The 13,286-nt window shown below is 70.3% G+C and carries 14 protein-coding genes; 2 read left to right on the top strand and 12 right to left on the bottom strand.

The genetic code is table 11. The annotated features are described in order from the left end of the window. Positions 1–95 precede the first annotated feature (95 nt). Positions 96–1,256, top strand: coding sequence for a putative zinc-binding metallopeptidase (locus tag LPC10_RS16740; RefSeq protein WP_231343584.1), 1,161 nt, complete (start codon positions 96–98; stop codon positions 1,254–1,256). A gap of 158 nt (positions 1,257–1,414) precedes the next feature. Here the strand turns inward: LPC10_RS16740 and LPC10_RS16735 are convergent, their stop codons facing one another. The 11 genes from LPC10_RS16735 to LPC10_RS16685 all read right to left on the bottom strand — a co-directional run bounded on the left by LPC10_RS16735 (position 1,415) and on the right by LPC10_RS16685 (position 11,217). Next, complete coding sequence (locus LPC10_RS16735) at positions 1,415–2,104, bottom strand: DUF2147 domain-containing protein (protein ID WP_231343583.1); 690 nt, start codon at positions 2,102–2,104, stop codon at positions 1,415–1,417. Positions 2,105–2,341: 237 nt separating this feature from the next. Further along, positions 2,342–2,551 (bottom strand): hypothetical protein, encoded by a 210-nt coding sequence (locus LPC10_RS16730; RefSeq protein WP_231343582.1) that lies wholly within the window; start codon positions 2,549–2,551, stop codon positions 2,342–2,344. Between the two features lie 490 nt (positions 2,552–3,041). Continuing rightward, complete coding sequence (locus tag LPC10_RS16725; protein ID WP_231343581.1) at positions 3,042–4,424, bottom strand: FAD/NAD(P)-binding protein; 1,383 nt, start codon at positions 4,422–4,424, stop codon at positions 3,042–3,044. A gap of 27 nt (positions 4,425–4,451) precedes the next feature. Beyond that, a complete protein-coding gene (locus LPC10_RS16720; protein WP_231343580.1) occupies positions 4,452–5,414 on the bottom strand; it encodes an aliphatic sulfonate ABC transporter substrate-binding protein in 963 nt (320 codons plus the stop codon). 142 nt (positions 5,415–5,556) lie between these two features. Then, positions 5,557–6,546 (bottom strand): sulfonate ABC transporter substrate-binding protein, encoded by a 990-nt coding sequence (locus LPC10_RS16715; RefSeq protein WP_231343579.1) that lies wholly within the window; start codon positions 6,544–6,546, stop codon positions 5,557–5,559. A gap of 16 nt (positions 6,547–6,562) precedes the next feature. Next, positions 6,563–7,738 carry an FMNH2-dependent alkanesulfonate monooxygenase gene (ssuD, locus tag LPC10_RS16710; RefSeq protein WP_231343578.1) on the bottom strand — a complete coding sequence of 392 codons (1,176 nt, stop codon included), beginning with the start codon at positions 7,736–7,738 and terminating at the stop codon, positions 6,563–6,565. A 29-nt stretch (positions 7,739–7,767) separates the two neighbouring features. After that, positions 7,768–8,538: an ATP-binding cassette domain-containing protein gene (locus LPC10_RS16705; protein ID WP_231343577.1), complete on the bottom strand. Its 771-nt coding sequence runs from the start codon at positions 8,536–8,538 to the stop codon at positions 7,768–7,770. 24 nt (positions 8,539–8,562) lie between these two features. Beyond that, positions 8,563–9,408 carry an ABC transporter permease subunit gene (locus tag LPC10_RS16700; RefSeq protein WP_231343576.1) on the bottom strand — a complete coding sequence of 282 codons (846 nt, stop codon included), beginning with the start codon at positions 9,406–9,408 and terminating at the stop codon, positions 8,563–8,565. 8 nt (positions 9,409–9,416) lie between these two features. Next, the gene (locus LPC10_RS16695) at positions 9,417–10,394 is read right to left on the bottom strand and encodes an aliphatic sulfonate ABC transporter substrate-binding protein (RefSeq protein ID WP_231343575.1); all 978 of its coding nucleotides are present in this window, start codon (positions 10,392–10,394) and stop codon (positions 9,417–9,419) included. Positions 10,395–10,401: 7 nt separating this feature from the next. Continuing rightward, on the bottom strand, positions 10,402–10,980 hold the full coding sequence (msuE, locus tag LPC10_RS16690) for an FMN reductase (protein WP_231343574.1): 579 nt from the start codon (positions 10,978–10,980) through the stop codon (positions 10,402–10,404). Between the two features lie 27 nt (positions 10,981–11,007). Next, positions 11,008–11,217, bottom strand: a complete 210-nt coding sequence (locus tag LPC10_RS16685; RefSeq protein ID WP_231343573.1) for a hypothetical protein — start codon at positions 11,215–11,217, stop codon at positions 11,008–11,010. Between the two features lie 187 nt (positions 11,218–11,404). Here LPC10_RS16685 and LPC10_RS16680 point away from each other — a divergent pair, with 187 nt between their 5' ends. Then, positions 11,405–12,580 (top strand): MFS transporter, encoded by a 1,176-nt coding sequence (locus LPC10_RS16680; protein WP_231343572.1) that lies wholly within the window; start codon positions 11,405–11,407, stop codon positions 12,578–12,580. Between the two features lie 6 nt (positions 12,581–12,586). Here LPC10_RS16680 and LPC10_RS16675 read toward each other — a convergent pair whose 3' ends face one another. Beyond that, positions 12,587–13,285, bottom strand: a complete 699-nt coding sequence (locus LPC10_RS16675; RefSeq protein ID WP_231343571.1) for a metal ABC transporter permease — start codon at positions 13,283–13,285, stop codon at positions 12,587–12,589. Position 13,286 lies beyond the last annotated feature (1 nt).

Raw genomic sequence — 13,286 nt, 5'->3', positions numbered from 1 at the left:
TGCGGCCCTGCGGAACCTCACCCGGCTCACGACCCTTGGTCTGGCTGCGGCCCGGTTCTTGTCTGGTCCCCGCCGCGGCCGGAGCGGGGCGTTCCATGAAGATCTTCCAGTGTCAGGCCTGCGACCAGCCGGTCTCCTTCGAGAGCACGGTCTGCGAGAGCTGCGAGCGCCGGCTCGGCTATGTCTGCGACCGGCACGAGGTCTCGGCCCTGGAGCCCTGCGGCGAGGATGCCCGCGGCCCGCTCTTCCGCGCCTACGCCCATCCCGGTCGCAAGTACCGTCTCTGCGCCAACGCGGCCCATGATGCCTGCAACTGGATGGTGCCGGAGGATTCGCCCGAGACCTACTGCGTCACCTGCCGCCACAACCGGGTGGTGCCGGACCTCGGCGTGGCGGCCAACCTCGACCGCTGGCGCCAGATCGAGGCGGCCAAGCACCGGCTGTTCTACTCGCTGCTGCGCCTCGACCTGCCGCTGGTGACGCGAGCGCAGTATTCCGACGGACTCGCCTTCGATTTCCTCGCCGAGTCGGCCGGGCCGCCGGTGATGACGGGCCATCTCGACGGGCTCATCACCCTGTCGATCGCCGAGGCCGATGACGTCGAGCGCGAGCGCCGCCGCAAGATGTTCGGCGAGTATTACCGCACCCTGCTCGGCCACTTCCGCCACGAGATCGGGCACTATTTCTGGAACCTGCTGGTGCGCTTCGATCCGAGCTTGCCGATGTTCCGCGTGCTGTTCGGCGACGAGACCCTCGATTACGGCGCCGCGCTCCAGCGTCACCACAGCGAGGGACCGCCCTCCGATTGGCAGGACTCCTTCGTCTCGTCCTACGCCACCGCGCATCCGTGGGAGGATTTCGCCGAGACCTTCGCCCACTACCTGCACATCATCGACACGCTGGAGACCGGCAGCGCTTTTGAGATCCGCATCAAGCCGAAGCTGCGCGTGGCGACCGAGCCGGAGGCGCCCTCGACCTGCGTCGATTTCGACCCCTACGAGACGCCGGATTTCGAGCGGGTGGTCGAGGCGTGGATCCCGCTCACCTACGCGGTGAACTCGCTCAGCCGCTCCATGGGCCAGCCGCCGCTCTACCCGTTCAAGCTGACGCCCGCGGTGATCGCCAAGCTCGCCTTCGTGCACGAGCGGATCTACGCCGCGCGCACGCCCGGCAGCCTCTCGGACGAGGCGAGCGCCGAGATGCTGAAGGCGGTGATCGCGGGGTTGCGCCAGAGGGTGGCGGCACCGACGGCGTGATTTTTTTCAGGCCCTCCAGGCCCCACCACCGTCATTCCGGGTTCGCCTTTGGCGACCCGGAATGACGGGCATGGGGTGGTCCGAAAGGGGCGCTGCGTTCAGAAAGCGCGTCCCGTGAATCGGACTTCGCAGCCCTGATCCCGGGAGAAACAGGCCGTTTACTGCGCCGGGGCGGGGGCGGCCGGGGCCTTCGGTGCGGCGGGCTTCGGAGCCGGCTTGGCGGCGGACGCCTGGCCGGCGGTGCCGGTGGCTGCCGGGCCGTTGGCGGTCGCGCCCTTGGGCGCCCACTCCGCGTCGGCGCGGGGACCGTTCGGACCGTTGGTTGGGCCGGTGAGCTGGCCCGGCAGCGCGTCGCTCACTCGCTTCCAGCTCTGCGACTGGCACAGGAAGGCGATCAGGCAACCCTTGACCGTGAGTTCCTCCGGCTCGTCCGACCAGATCGTCACGTCGTAGAACTTGCCGTCCTCGGCGTTGTAGATCTTGCCCTCGTAATGAGCCTCGTCGTTCAGCTTGAGGCCGAGGATGAGCTGGTGGCCGAGCGAGGCGCGGGTGCGCTTCTTCGGATCGGGGTTGCGGAAGTCGACCCGCGGCTTGCCCTCGTCGTTGAGCGGCGTCTTCAGCCACACCGCGTAGCCGCACAGGTTCTTCTCCTGCGGGCCGCATTTCTCGACGCGGATGCGCGCCTTGCCGTCCTGCGTCAGCCACGTGCCGCTCGGGTCATGCGCGGGCGCGGCTGCCGAGGCGGGAGCCGCCAACAGGGCAGCCAGGCCGGCGAGACCGGCGGCGAGGGCCGCGGCGCGGCCGGTGCGGAGGAAAGGCGCGCCTGCACCGATCGGTCCGAAGATCATGCAATCATCCCCACTCGGGCGCGGCTGCACGTGCAGGCCACGCCGTTCAACCTGATGGCTGGGCCGTCCGCTGACGGACCGTTGCCGCTTCGCCGCAGCCATCGAATCGGAAGGTGACCGGATCATGACCGCCGCAGGGCGGTTCCGGCGCAATTCGCCGGTGTTTGCGCGGCGCATGCAAAAAGGGCCGGTGCACGCGGCACCGGCCCTCTCGCATGACGTCCGTCGAACCGCGCCTTACTCGGCCGGGGTCAGGTCGGCGGTGAAGTGGCCGCACCAATCCTTGGAGGCGACGACAGGCCACAGGCCCTGGCTCTGCGGATCGGGCTGGCTCACCGGCGGGTTGAAGCGGCACAGGCCCTGGTCGCCCGCAGCCTGGGCGCCGTTGGTCTTGTGATCGTCGAAGAAGCGGCAGCTCTGGCAGGCGGCGTTGCTTGAGGTGGCCATGATCTCTCTCCGTTTCGCTTGGTCGTCGCGGGTCGGCGGTTCCTGATCCAGAGCCCTCAGCTCCGGTGTACCGCCCTCACGGCTCTTAATTAGAACAGCTCCAAACTTTCGTCCAGCTCTTTAGAACGATTCCTATTTGTGAGACGGCAACGGAAGGCGCTGCGGCATCCGGGTGCGAAAGGGCAAAGAAGGCAGCCACTTAGCTTTCGCCCTTCACCGGGCGCCGGAGCTGCCGCTACGATCTGGGGTTGTCACGAATGCGTGAAGCGGCGGAGAGCCGGGCTCTCCGCCGCTTCGGGACGCCGCCTGATACGGCTTACGGCTGTTCTTTTCGGGTCGGCCCAATCTCCTCCGTCCTTGCGAGGCGAAGCCGAAGTGATCCAGCGCGCGACATCTCCGGTAGAGGCCTGCCCTGGATCGCCACGGCTTCGCCTCGCGATGACGCAAGAGAAATCGAAGGGATCAGCCGGAAAGAGTTTGAAAGGCTGGATCAGGCCGCGGCGGCGCGATCCAGGTCGGCGGCGATGAGGCCGGCCAGTTCCGCCGCCTCGTTGCGGATGTCGGGCACCGCGGTGCATTCCCACAGGACGCCGCGCAGGAGCGGCCCGAGGATCCAGAGCGGTCCCCCACCCTCCCCGGCCGCTCCGCCGACGGCCCGGTAATCCGCGCCGGCATCGAGGCCGAGTCCGAACGGGCCGGGGCGCACGAAACCCCGTTCCAGCAGGCGCCGCAGCAGCGGATCGCGGTTTTCCCTCAGGTGCCCGAAGCCGGTGGCGTCGATCATCGCCTGGACCGCGAGTCGCTCCGGCCGCTCGGCGCCGCGCAGGCGCAGCGTCACCACCGCCTGCGCCGCCTCGTCCTCGATCGCGATCACGCGCCCGGCCCGCACGGTGAGCGCGCCGCGGGCGATCTCCTCGGCGATCGTCCGGGCGGCGGGCGGTGCCGTGCGGTGGCGGTGCACGTCCCAGAACGGGCGCAGGTGGCGCTGGAACCGGGCCTGCTCGCGCGGCGGCAGGCTGCGCCAGATCGTGTCGGTGAGCGGACGCAGAGCATCGATGACGCCGTGCCAGCCGATCCCCGCTCGCGCCGCCCGCACCACCTCCCCGCGGATGCGGGAGACGAGCCGCCTCAGGGAGGCGAGGTCGGCCGGTGTCAGATCCGGAGCGGGCCAGGGCGCGGCGGGGGCATGGGCGTTCGGCAGCAGGCCGCGGCGCGACAAGGCGAGGATGGCGCCGGCAAAGCCCTGCGCCCGCAGGCTCGCCACCGCGTCGAGCATGGTCAGGCCGGTCCCGACGATGAGGACCGGTGCGTGAGGGTGAAGGCGCCCGAAGCGCTCGGGCGCCCAAGGGTTGAGGCTGTGGCGGCTCCTGCGGGCCGCTGAGGCGAGGTTGCCCATGGCGAGCACGGCGCCGGCGACCCGGTGGATCTGCCCGCCCTCGGTGCGCAGCACGAAGCCGCCGCCGCGCGGCTCCAGATCGACCACCGCGTCGTGGACGAGGCGCAGGCGCGGCACGCCGGGCCCGGTGACGGCTGCGGTCAGAAGATCGGTGAGGTAGCTGCCGTAATGGCCCCGCGCCACGAAGGTGCCGGCCGGAGTCCTCACCACGCCCTCGCCGAGATCGGCGCCTGAGAGCCATTCCTCGAAATGGCCCGGCCGGTCGGGGAAGGCGCTCATGTTGGCCGCGCGCACGTTGAGGAGATGGGCCGGATTGCCGGTGCCGTAGGCGAGCCCGCGTGCGAAGCTGCCCGACCGCTCGCAGAGCAGGACCGGGCGTTCCGGCGGCAGCACGGACAGGAGTTGGAGCGCGGCCATGGTGCCGCTGAACCCCGCGCCGATCACCGCGATGGGGGGCAGGCTCGCCTGACGGGTCATCGTGAAGGTCCTCAAGCTCCGTCTTCCTCAGCGCGACGGCGGATCCCAGACCGGCAGCGCCGCGGCATCGACGGCGCGCGGCAGCAGCCCCTCGGCACGGAAGGCGTCGGCGATGGTCTGTTGCTCGGACAGCCCCGCGCGGCTCACCGGCTCGACCCGGTAGGAGCGGCGGGCATTAGCCCGCTTCACGACCTCGGGCTCGATCTTCCATAGGGCGGCGAGCCGCGCGGCCGCCGCGTCGGGATTGGCCTTCACCCAAGTCCCGGCCTCGCGCAGCCGGGCGACCAGCAAGGTCAGGACGTCGGCGCGTTTTTCCGCGTAGGCGTCGGAGGCGAGATAGTAGCGCTTGTAGGCCGAGAGCCCGGTGCCGTCCCTCAGGATGCGGGCGCCGGCCTGGATCTGCGCGGCGGAAAGGAACGGGTCCCAGGCCACCCAGGCATCGACGCTGCCGCCGGCGAGCGCGCTGCGCCCGTCCGCCGGAGTGAGATAGGCCGGAGTGATGCTCTTGAACGGCAGCCCCTCGGCCTTGAGCGCGGCGAGGAGCAGGTAGTGGCTGCCCGCGCCCTTGGTCACGGCGACCTTGCGGCCCTTGAGATCCGCCACGGTCTTCAGTGGGGAATCGCCCGGTACCAGGATCGCCTGCGCTTCCGGTGAGGCCGCCTCCTGGGCGATGTAGGTGATCTTGGCGCCCGCTCCCTGTGCGAAGACCGGAACCGTGTCGGCGACATCCGCCGAGACGTCGATGCGCCCGACGTTGAGTGCCTCCATGATCGGCAGGCCGCTGGTGAATTCGTGCCAGGAGACGGTGACGCCGAGCGGCTTCAGGGCCGCTTCCAGGGTCGCGTCCTCGCGCAGGAGCGAGATCAGCGCGGAGGAGCGCTGATAACCGATGCGCAGGGTGGATTCTTCCGCACCGGCCGGGCTGAGGCCGAAGGCGGAACTGAGCGCAAGGCCAGCAAGGACGAGGCGGGCGGCGGACCGGCGGTTCATGGTGGGCTTTCGATGGCTCTCGGACGATGTCCCCTCCCCCTTGCAGGCAGAGACCAGGGGTGGGGGTGGTTCAGGATGAGGGATGGGGTGCCTTCAACTCCTCGCCGCGGGGGAGAGGACAGATCGGGGGCGGAGCACCCGCTCAGCTTCCCGGCTTGCGCACGGCGCCGGCGATATCGACGGTCTTCGGCACGAGCTTGAGCCAGTGGAAGGTGTCGGCGATGCGCTGCTGTTCCCGTATCACCGCCTCGTCGAGCGGGCGGATGCCGTAGGTCTGGCGCTTAAGGGCGACGCTGAGGATCGGCGCCGGGATGCCGACCGAGGGACTCAGCTCCTTGGCCACCGCGTCGGTGTTGTCCTTCGCCCAGGCCTCGACCTCGGCCACCGCCGCGACGATGGCGTCGAGCGCCGCGCCGTTCTCGGCCGCGAAGCTCTTGGACGAGAGGTAGAACTGGTGGTTCGGCACGAGGCCGGTGCCGTCGGCGAGCACCCGGGCGTTGCCGCCGGCTTCGGCCGCGGCGAAGTACGGGTCCCAGATCACCCAGGCATCGACCGCGCCGCGCTCGAACGCCGCTCGCGCATCGGCGGGCGCGAGGTAGACGGGGGTGATGTCGGCGAGCGTCAGGCCCGCCGCCTCGAGGGCGCGCACCAGCAGGTAGTGGACGTTCGAGCCCTTGTTCAGCGCGACCTTCTTGCCGCGCAGATCGGCCACCGACTGAATCGGGCTTGCCTTGGGGACCAGGATCGCCTCGCCCTTCGGCGCGGCGGGCTCGTGGGCGACGTAAGTCAGCGCGTCGCTCGCGGCCTGGGCGAAGATCGGCGGAGTCTCGCCCGCCGAGCCGAAATCGACGGCGCCCGCGTTCAAGGCCTCCATCAGCGGCGGGCCGGAGGGAAATTCCGACCAGAGCACCCGGTAGCCCAGCGCCTTCAGCTTCGGTTCCAGGGTGCCGCGGCCCTTGAGCAGGACCAGCGTGCCGTATTTCTGGTAGCCGACCCGCACAACCCGTTCCGTCTGTCGGCCTTCTTGCGCGTGGGCGGCGAGCGTCAGGCTGGCGAAGATCAGCGCGGCGAGTGCCAGCCACAGGCGGGGCAACAGCGAGGGTGCGAGGAAGGCGCGGGCGCGAGCAGGCATCGAACGTCCCTCTGGCTCAATGGGCGCCGACGCGGCGGGTCGGGACGATGTCGTTGGCGATGACCTCGCCGAACGGGCCGTTGTTGCGCGCCGTGCTCGGGGCGGTGCCGGTGGTCGCGCGAAGCGGCAGCTTCGGGAAGACCAGTTCGGCGAAGCGGTAGGCCTCCTCCAGATGCGGGTAGCCGGACAGGATGAAGCGATCGATGCCGAGATCGATGTATTCCTTCATCCGGTCGGCGACCTGATCGGCCGAGCCGACCAGAGCCGTGCCCGCCCCGCCCCGCACGAGGCCGACGCCGGCCCAGAGGTTGGGCGAGACGACGAGTTTGTTTCGGTCGCCGCCGTGCAGGGCCATCATCCGGCTCTGGCCCACGGAATCCTGGCGCTTCAGGGTGGCCTGGGCCTGGGCGATGGTGTCGTCGTCGAGCCGCGAGATCAGCCGGTCGGCCGCCTCCCAGGCCTCGGCCTCGGTCTCGCGCACGATCACGTGCAGGCGGATGCCGTAGGAGAATTTTTTGCCTTTTTTCTCCGCCGCCTCGCGCGCCTTGGCGATCTTCTCGGCGACGCCGGCCGGGGGCTCGCCCCAGGTGAGGTAGACCTCGCAATGCTCGGCCGCGACCTCGATGCCGGCGGGCGAGGAGCCGCCGAAATAGAGCGGCGGATAGGGCGCCTGGACGGGTCGGAAGATCACCCGGCCGTTCTCGGTGCGCAGGTGCTGACCCTCGAAGTTCACGGTCTCGCCGGCCATCAGCCCGCGCCAGATGTGCAGGAACTCGTCGGTGACGCGGTAGCGCTCGTCATGGTCGAGGAAGACGCCATCGCCCTTCAACTCCACCGGATCCCCCCCGGTCACGACGTTGATGAGGAGGCGCCCGTCGGAGATCCGGTCGAGCGTCGCTGCCATGCGCGCGGCGACGGAGGGCTCCTGCAGGCCGGGGCGCACGGCGACGAGGAAGCGCAGGCGCTGCGTCAGGGGCGCCAGAGCCGAGGCCACCACCCAGGAATCCTCGCAGGAGCGGCCGGTCGGCAGCAGCACGCCGTAATAGCCAAGGTCGTCCGCCGCCTGCGCGATCTGGCGCAGATAGGGCAGCGAGACGTCGCGGGCCCCTTCCGAGGCGCCGAGATAGCGGCCGTCGCCGTGAGTGGGCAGGAACCAGAGAACGTCGGTCTTGCCGTCGGTCTGTACGCTCATGGAAATACGCTCCGAAGAAATGCAGAAATTCAGGCGTGATGGCCGAGGAGGCGCTCGAGGATGCGGCCTTCGAGTTCGGCCAGCGCCGGGTCGCCGCGGCGGCGCGGGCGCGGCACGTCGACATCGACGTCGAGCGCGACGGCGCCCTGCTCGACCACGAGGATCCGGTCGGCCATGGCCACCGCCTCGCCGACATCGTGGGTGACGAGGATCGCGGTGAAGCCCTGGTCCTGCCAGATGCGCTCGATCATCGCCTGCATCTCGATGCGGGTGAGCGCGTCGAGCGCGCCGAGCGGCTCGTCCAGCGCCAGCAGGGCCGGGCGGCTGACGAGCGCGCGGGCGAGTGCCACCCGCTGGCGCTGGCCGCCCGACAGCGTCGCGGGCCAGTGGCCGGCCTTCTCCGCCAGCCCGACCTCGTCGAGGACGGCGAGCGCCCGTCTGCGCCGCTCGGCGCGGGGCGTGTCGCGCCCGAGCCCGACCGCGACGTTGTCGGCGACCCGCGCCCAGGGCAGCAGCCGCGGCTCCTGGAACATGATTCTTTTCGACGACCGATCGCCGTTGATCGTCACGCGGCCGGCGCTCGGCTCCTCGAGGCCGAGGATCAGGCGCAGCAGGGTGCTCTTGCCGCAGCCCGAGCGGCCGACCACGGCCACGAACTGGCCGGCGGGGATGTGCAGGTCGAGCCCGCGGATGACGGGGGCGCCCCCCTCGAAGCTTTTCGACAGGCCGCGCAGGGTGATGGCGAGGCCGGCGTCGCGGTCTCTCGCGGATGCGTCTTCGACGCGCAGGGCAGCGGACATGGGGGTCACTCGCGGGACAAGAAATCAGGCGTTGCGGTAGGCCGGGTTCCAGGCGAGGCAGGTGCGTTCCAGCGCCCGCGTCAGGCTGTCGGCGAGCTTGCCCAGCGCGGCGTAGATCAGGATCGCCAGCACCACGACGTCGACCAGCATGAACTCGCGGGCCTGCATCGCCATGTAGCCGAGGCCGGAATTGGCCGAGATCGTCTCGGCGACGATGAGCGTCAGCCACATGATGCCGAGCGCGTAGCGGATGCCGACGAAGATCGAGGGCAGCGCGCCCGGCAGCACCACGCGCCAGAACAGTTCGCGCCGGTTCATGCCGTAGACCCGGCCCATCTCGATCAGTTGCGGATCGACCGAGCGGATGCCGTGCAGGGTGTTGGCGTAGACGGGGAAGAACACGCCGAGCGCCACGAGGAACAGCTTGGCGCCCTCGTCGATGCCGAACCACAGGATCACGAGCGGGATCAGCGACAGGTGGGGCACGTTGCGCACCATCTGCAGCGTGGTGTCGGTGAGCTTTTCGGACAGGTTCGACAGCCCGTTGGCGAGCCCGAAGAACAGGCCGATGCCGCCGCCGATGAGGAAGCCGGCGGCCGCGCGGGCGAAGCTCACCCAGAGGTTCTCCCAGAGTTCCCCGGTCTGCGCGAGGCGCCAGCCGGCGGCGGCGACGTCGAGCGGCGCCGGCATGAACCGGGTCGAGACGAGCCCGAGCGAGGCCGCTGCCTGCCAGCCGGCGATGACGAGGGTCGGCAGGAGCCAGGGCAGGAGCTTCGCCGTCGGCAGGCGCAGGGGCTTGCGTTGCGGTGCGGCGGCCTCGGCGCGGTGCGCGCGGCCGGGGAGCGATCGGATCGCGGCGGAATCGGCCATGGCTCGGCTCACCCGTTGTTCTGGGTCTTGGTCGGGATTTCGGTCGGCGCCCAGACGATGTCGGACACCCGCACCGGGCGGGGGATCACGCCGATGGCGTGAAAACGGTCGGCGATCCGCTGCTGCTCGGCGATCACCGCCGCATCCATCGGCGCGATGACGAAGCGGATACGGTCCACGGCGCGGCGCGTGGCAGCGAGCGGCACGCCGGTGATCTTCGACAGGCTCGCCGCCACGCTCGGGTGATTTCCCTCGCACCAGACCGCAACCGTGCCGAGCGCGGCGATGGCCGCCCTCAGCACGTCGGGCCGCTCTTCGGCGAAAGCGCGGTTCGCCAGGAAGAAGTTGTTGGTGGGGGTGATCTCCGAGGCCTGCACGAGGATGCGCGCGCCCTGCCCCTCCTCGGCGATGGCGAAGTAGGGATCCCACACCGTCCAGGCGTCGATCGTGCCCCCGGCGAACGCCGCCGCGCCATCGGCCGGCGCCAGCAGGACCGGAGTGATGTCGCGGTAGGTGAGGCCCGCTGTCTCCAGCGCCGCGACGATGAGGTTGTGCGCGCTCGATCCCTTGGCGAAGGCGACGCGCTTGCCCTTGAGATCGGCGAGCGAGGCGATGGGGGAGCCCTTCGGCAGCAGGATCGCCGAACCCGAGCCGCCCTTCGGCTGCGCCGCCGCGTAGACAAGGTTGGCCCCCGCGGCCTGGGCGAAGATCGGCGGGGCGTCGCCGGACTGGCCGAAATCGATCGCGCCGAGGTTCAGCGCCTCCAGGAGCGGCGGCCCGAACGAGAACTCGACCCAGCGCACCGCCACGCCCTGCGGCTTCAGCGCGGCCTCGATCGCCGCCTGCTCGCGGGCAACGGCCAGAATGCCGTTCTTCTGGTAGCCGATGCGGATCACGCCCGGCTCGCTCGCGCCGGCGCGGCGGAGGGGGAGCGCGGTGCCGGCCGCGGCGAGGCCGGCGGCGAGAAAGTGGCGGCGGTCGAGCATCGCGGCCTCAGCGGGCGGCGGCGGTCGCCAGCGGCGCGGCGGATAGGCCGGCGCCCTGGGCGACATCGAGGAGACGGGCGAGTTCGGCCGCGGCCTGGGCAACGCGGGCCCGCACGACCGCATCGGCGACGCGGCCCTCGCTGATCTCGGTATCGCCGGCATAGACGGCGGTCGGCGCGGTCTGCGCCGAGAAGAAGCCGAAGAGCGGGCGCAGGGAATGCTCGACCACCAGCGCGTGGCGCGGGCCGCCGCCGGTGGCGGTCAGCACCACCGGCTTTCCGATCAGTGCCTCGGGGGAGACGAAGTCGATCAGGTGCTTGAACAGCCCGGCATAGCTGCCCTTGTAGACCGGCGAGCCGACGATCAGCGCGTCGGCCGTCTCGATCGCCTCGACGATCCGCGCAGCCGGCAGCGGCAGGGCCGAGCGGCTCGCCACCGCGATGCCGGTGCCGGCATCGACCAGATCGTAGACCTTGAGGTCGATCGGCCGCTGGCGCGACAATTCGGCAGCCACCGCCTCGACCAGGGTGCGGGTGCGGGACGGGCGGTGCGTGTTGCCGGAAAAGGCAACGATCCGTGCGGGCATTGCGAGAGATCCGAGGCAGGACCGCAGTCACGAAGGACCGATGTCCGAAATCTCCGGCAGGAGCACTTCGAAACTTCGATATTCGATGATCTGAGGCGTGTTGTTGGGGCGTTGTTGCTCTGAAATGTAGAGACCTAAGATGGGGCAAATCAACGGATTGTTTTTGCGTTGTTTTTGTAATGCGGAGGATGGTTCTGCCGTTGCGCTCGCTGGCACAGGGAAAATCTTTTCGAGCACGAACGACGCTCCCGGTTGGCCTCAATCACCGGCTCAGGCGCGCTGCCGAGGCGGAGGCCCGCGCCGCACGGCCTGACCTGAGCGCAGACCTGCCTCCCGGTCACGCGGCTGTCGCGCATTCCGCGGATGACCATGGTGCGGCGCTCATCTTGCAGCGCAGCAACCGCGCCGCCCCGGAGCATCCTGCATGGTATCCCTGCCGATCCTCGCGCTGGCCGTCGCCTCCTTCGGCATCGGTACGACCGAGTTCGTCATCATGGGGCTTCTGCCCGAGGTGGCGCGCGATTTCGGCGTCAGCATCCCGCAGGCGGGCCACCTCGTCTCCGGCTACGCACTCGGCGTGGTGGTCGGGGCGCCGATCGTGGCGATGGCCACCGCCCCCTTGCCGCGCAAGGCGGCCCTGCTCGCCCTGATGGCGGTGTTCACGCTGGGCAACCTCGCTTGCGCCCTGGCGTCGAGTTACGAGTGGCTGATGGCCGCGCGGGTCGCCACCGCCTTCGCGCACGGCGCCTTCTTCGGCATCGGCGCCATCGTCGCCCGCAACCTCGTGCCGCGGGAGAAGCGCACGCAAGCGGTCTCGCTGATGTTCGCCGGCCTGACGCTCGCCAACGTGCTCGGCGTGCCGCTGGGCACCGCGCTCGGCCAGGCGTTCGGCTGGCGCTCGACCTTCTGGGCGGTGGTCGTCATCGGGCTCGCGGCGGGGGCGGCCATCGCGCTCGCCCTGCCGGGCGGGATGCCGGGTACGCGCGGCGGGCTCGCGCGGGAATTCCGGGCCCTCGGGCGCTGGCCGGTGCTGCGGCCGATGCTGGTCTCGACCCTGGCCTCGGTCAGCTTCTTCACCGTCTTCACCTACATCGCGCCGTTCCTGCTCACCGTGACGCATCTGACGCCCGGCGGCGTGACGGGGGCGCTGTTCGCGGCGGGCCTCGGGCTAACCGTCGGCAACCTCGCCGGCGGCTGGCTCGCCGACCGCAGCCTGATGCGCACCGTGCTCGGCAGCTTCGCCGGGCTGATCGCGGTGCTCGTCGCCTTCGCCCTGGTCGCGCCCTTCCCCGTGCTGGCGCTCGCGGTGCTGGTGCTGTGGAGCGGACTCGCCTTCGCCCTGGTCTCGCCGCTCCAGGTCTGGGTGGTGGAGGCAGCGAGCGAGGCGCCGAACCTCGCCTCGACCCTCAACCAGGGCGCGTTCAACCTCGGCAACGCGATGGGCGCGTGGCTCGGCGGCACGGCGCTGATGCTCGGCGCGGGCTATGCAGAGTTGCCGGCTTTGGCTGCCGTCGTCTCGCTGCTCGGGCTCGGCCTCGCCGCCACGGCGGCGGCGCGGCCGCTCTGGCCGTCCCTGACGGCGAGCCAGGGACGGTCGTGAGGCCATCTACATCGGCGGGGTGAGGCCGTCCTTGCCCACCGCGACGAGCTTGCCTTCGAGCTTAGCCCCATCCTTTGCCGCGACCACGAAGATCTTGCCGCCCGGCGTCAGGATCGCCTTGTCGGCGGGCTCGAAGGCGACGATCGGCGCTTTGGCTGGCACCACGATCGTCTTCGAGCCGTCCTTGTCGTAGGTCACGGTGAGCGTGCGCTCGCCGCTATTTCCGGAACTGGCGGTGCTGCTGGCCACGGTGGCGTTGGTCATCGAACTCTTGACCTTGGGCGCGCCGCCCGCACCGCCGGCGGCCTTCACGGTGCCGTTGGTCATGGAACTCTTCACCACCGGGCCGCCGCCCGCCGTGTGGTCGGGGATCGCGTCCCAGCCGTAATGTCCCTCGGCCGTGCCGCGCATGGATTCGGGAAACAGCACCACTTCGAGCGCCGTCATCGGGTTCTCGCCCTTGGTGGCGGTGCCGATGAAGGTGCCGTCCTTGATCTGGTCGAGGCTCGACTTCACCACCCAGACGAACTTGGCGCCGCCGAGCTGCACCGTTTCCGTCGTGCCGTCGGTGGCCTTGATCGTGACGGTGCCGGCGTCGCTGTTCTCGATCGTGCCGCGCACCCGCTGGAGGTCCGCGGCCTGAGCCGTGCCCGCCAGCGTCATTAGGGCGGCGACCGCGACGGCGGTCTGCATCGTGCGAAACATG

Source organism: Methylorubrum sp. B1-46 (assembly GCF_021117295.1).
Classification (GTDB): Bacteria; Pseudomonadota; Alphaproteobacteria; order Rhizobiales; family Beijerinckiaceae; genus Methylobacterium.
The sequence above is the reverse complement of the archived record's forward strand: the minus strand, read 5'-3'. Positions and strand labels throughout refer to the sequence as shown.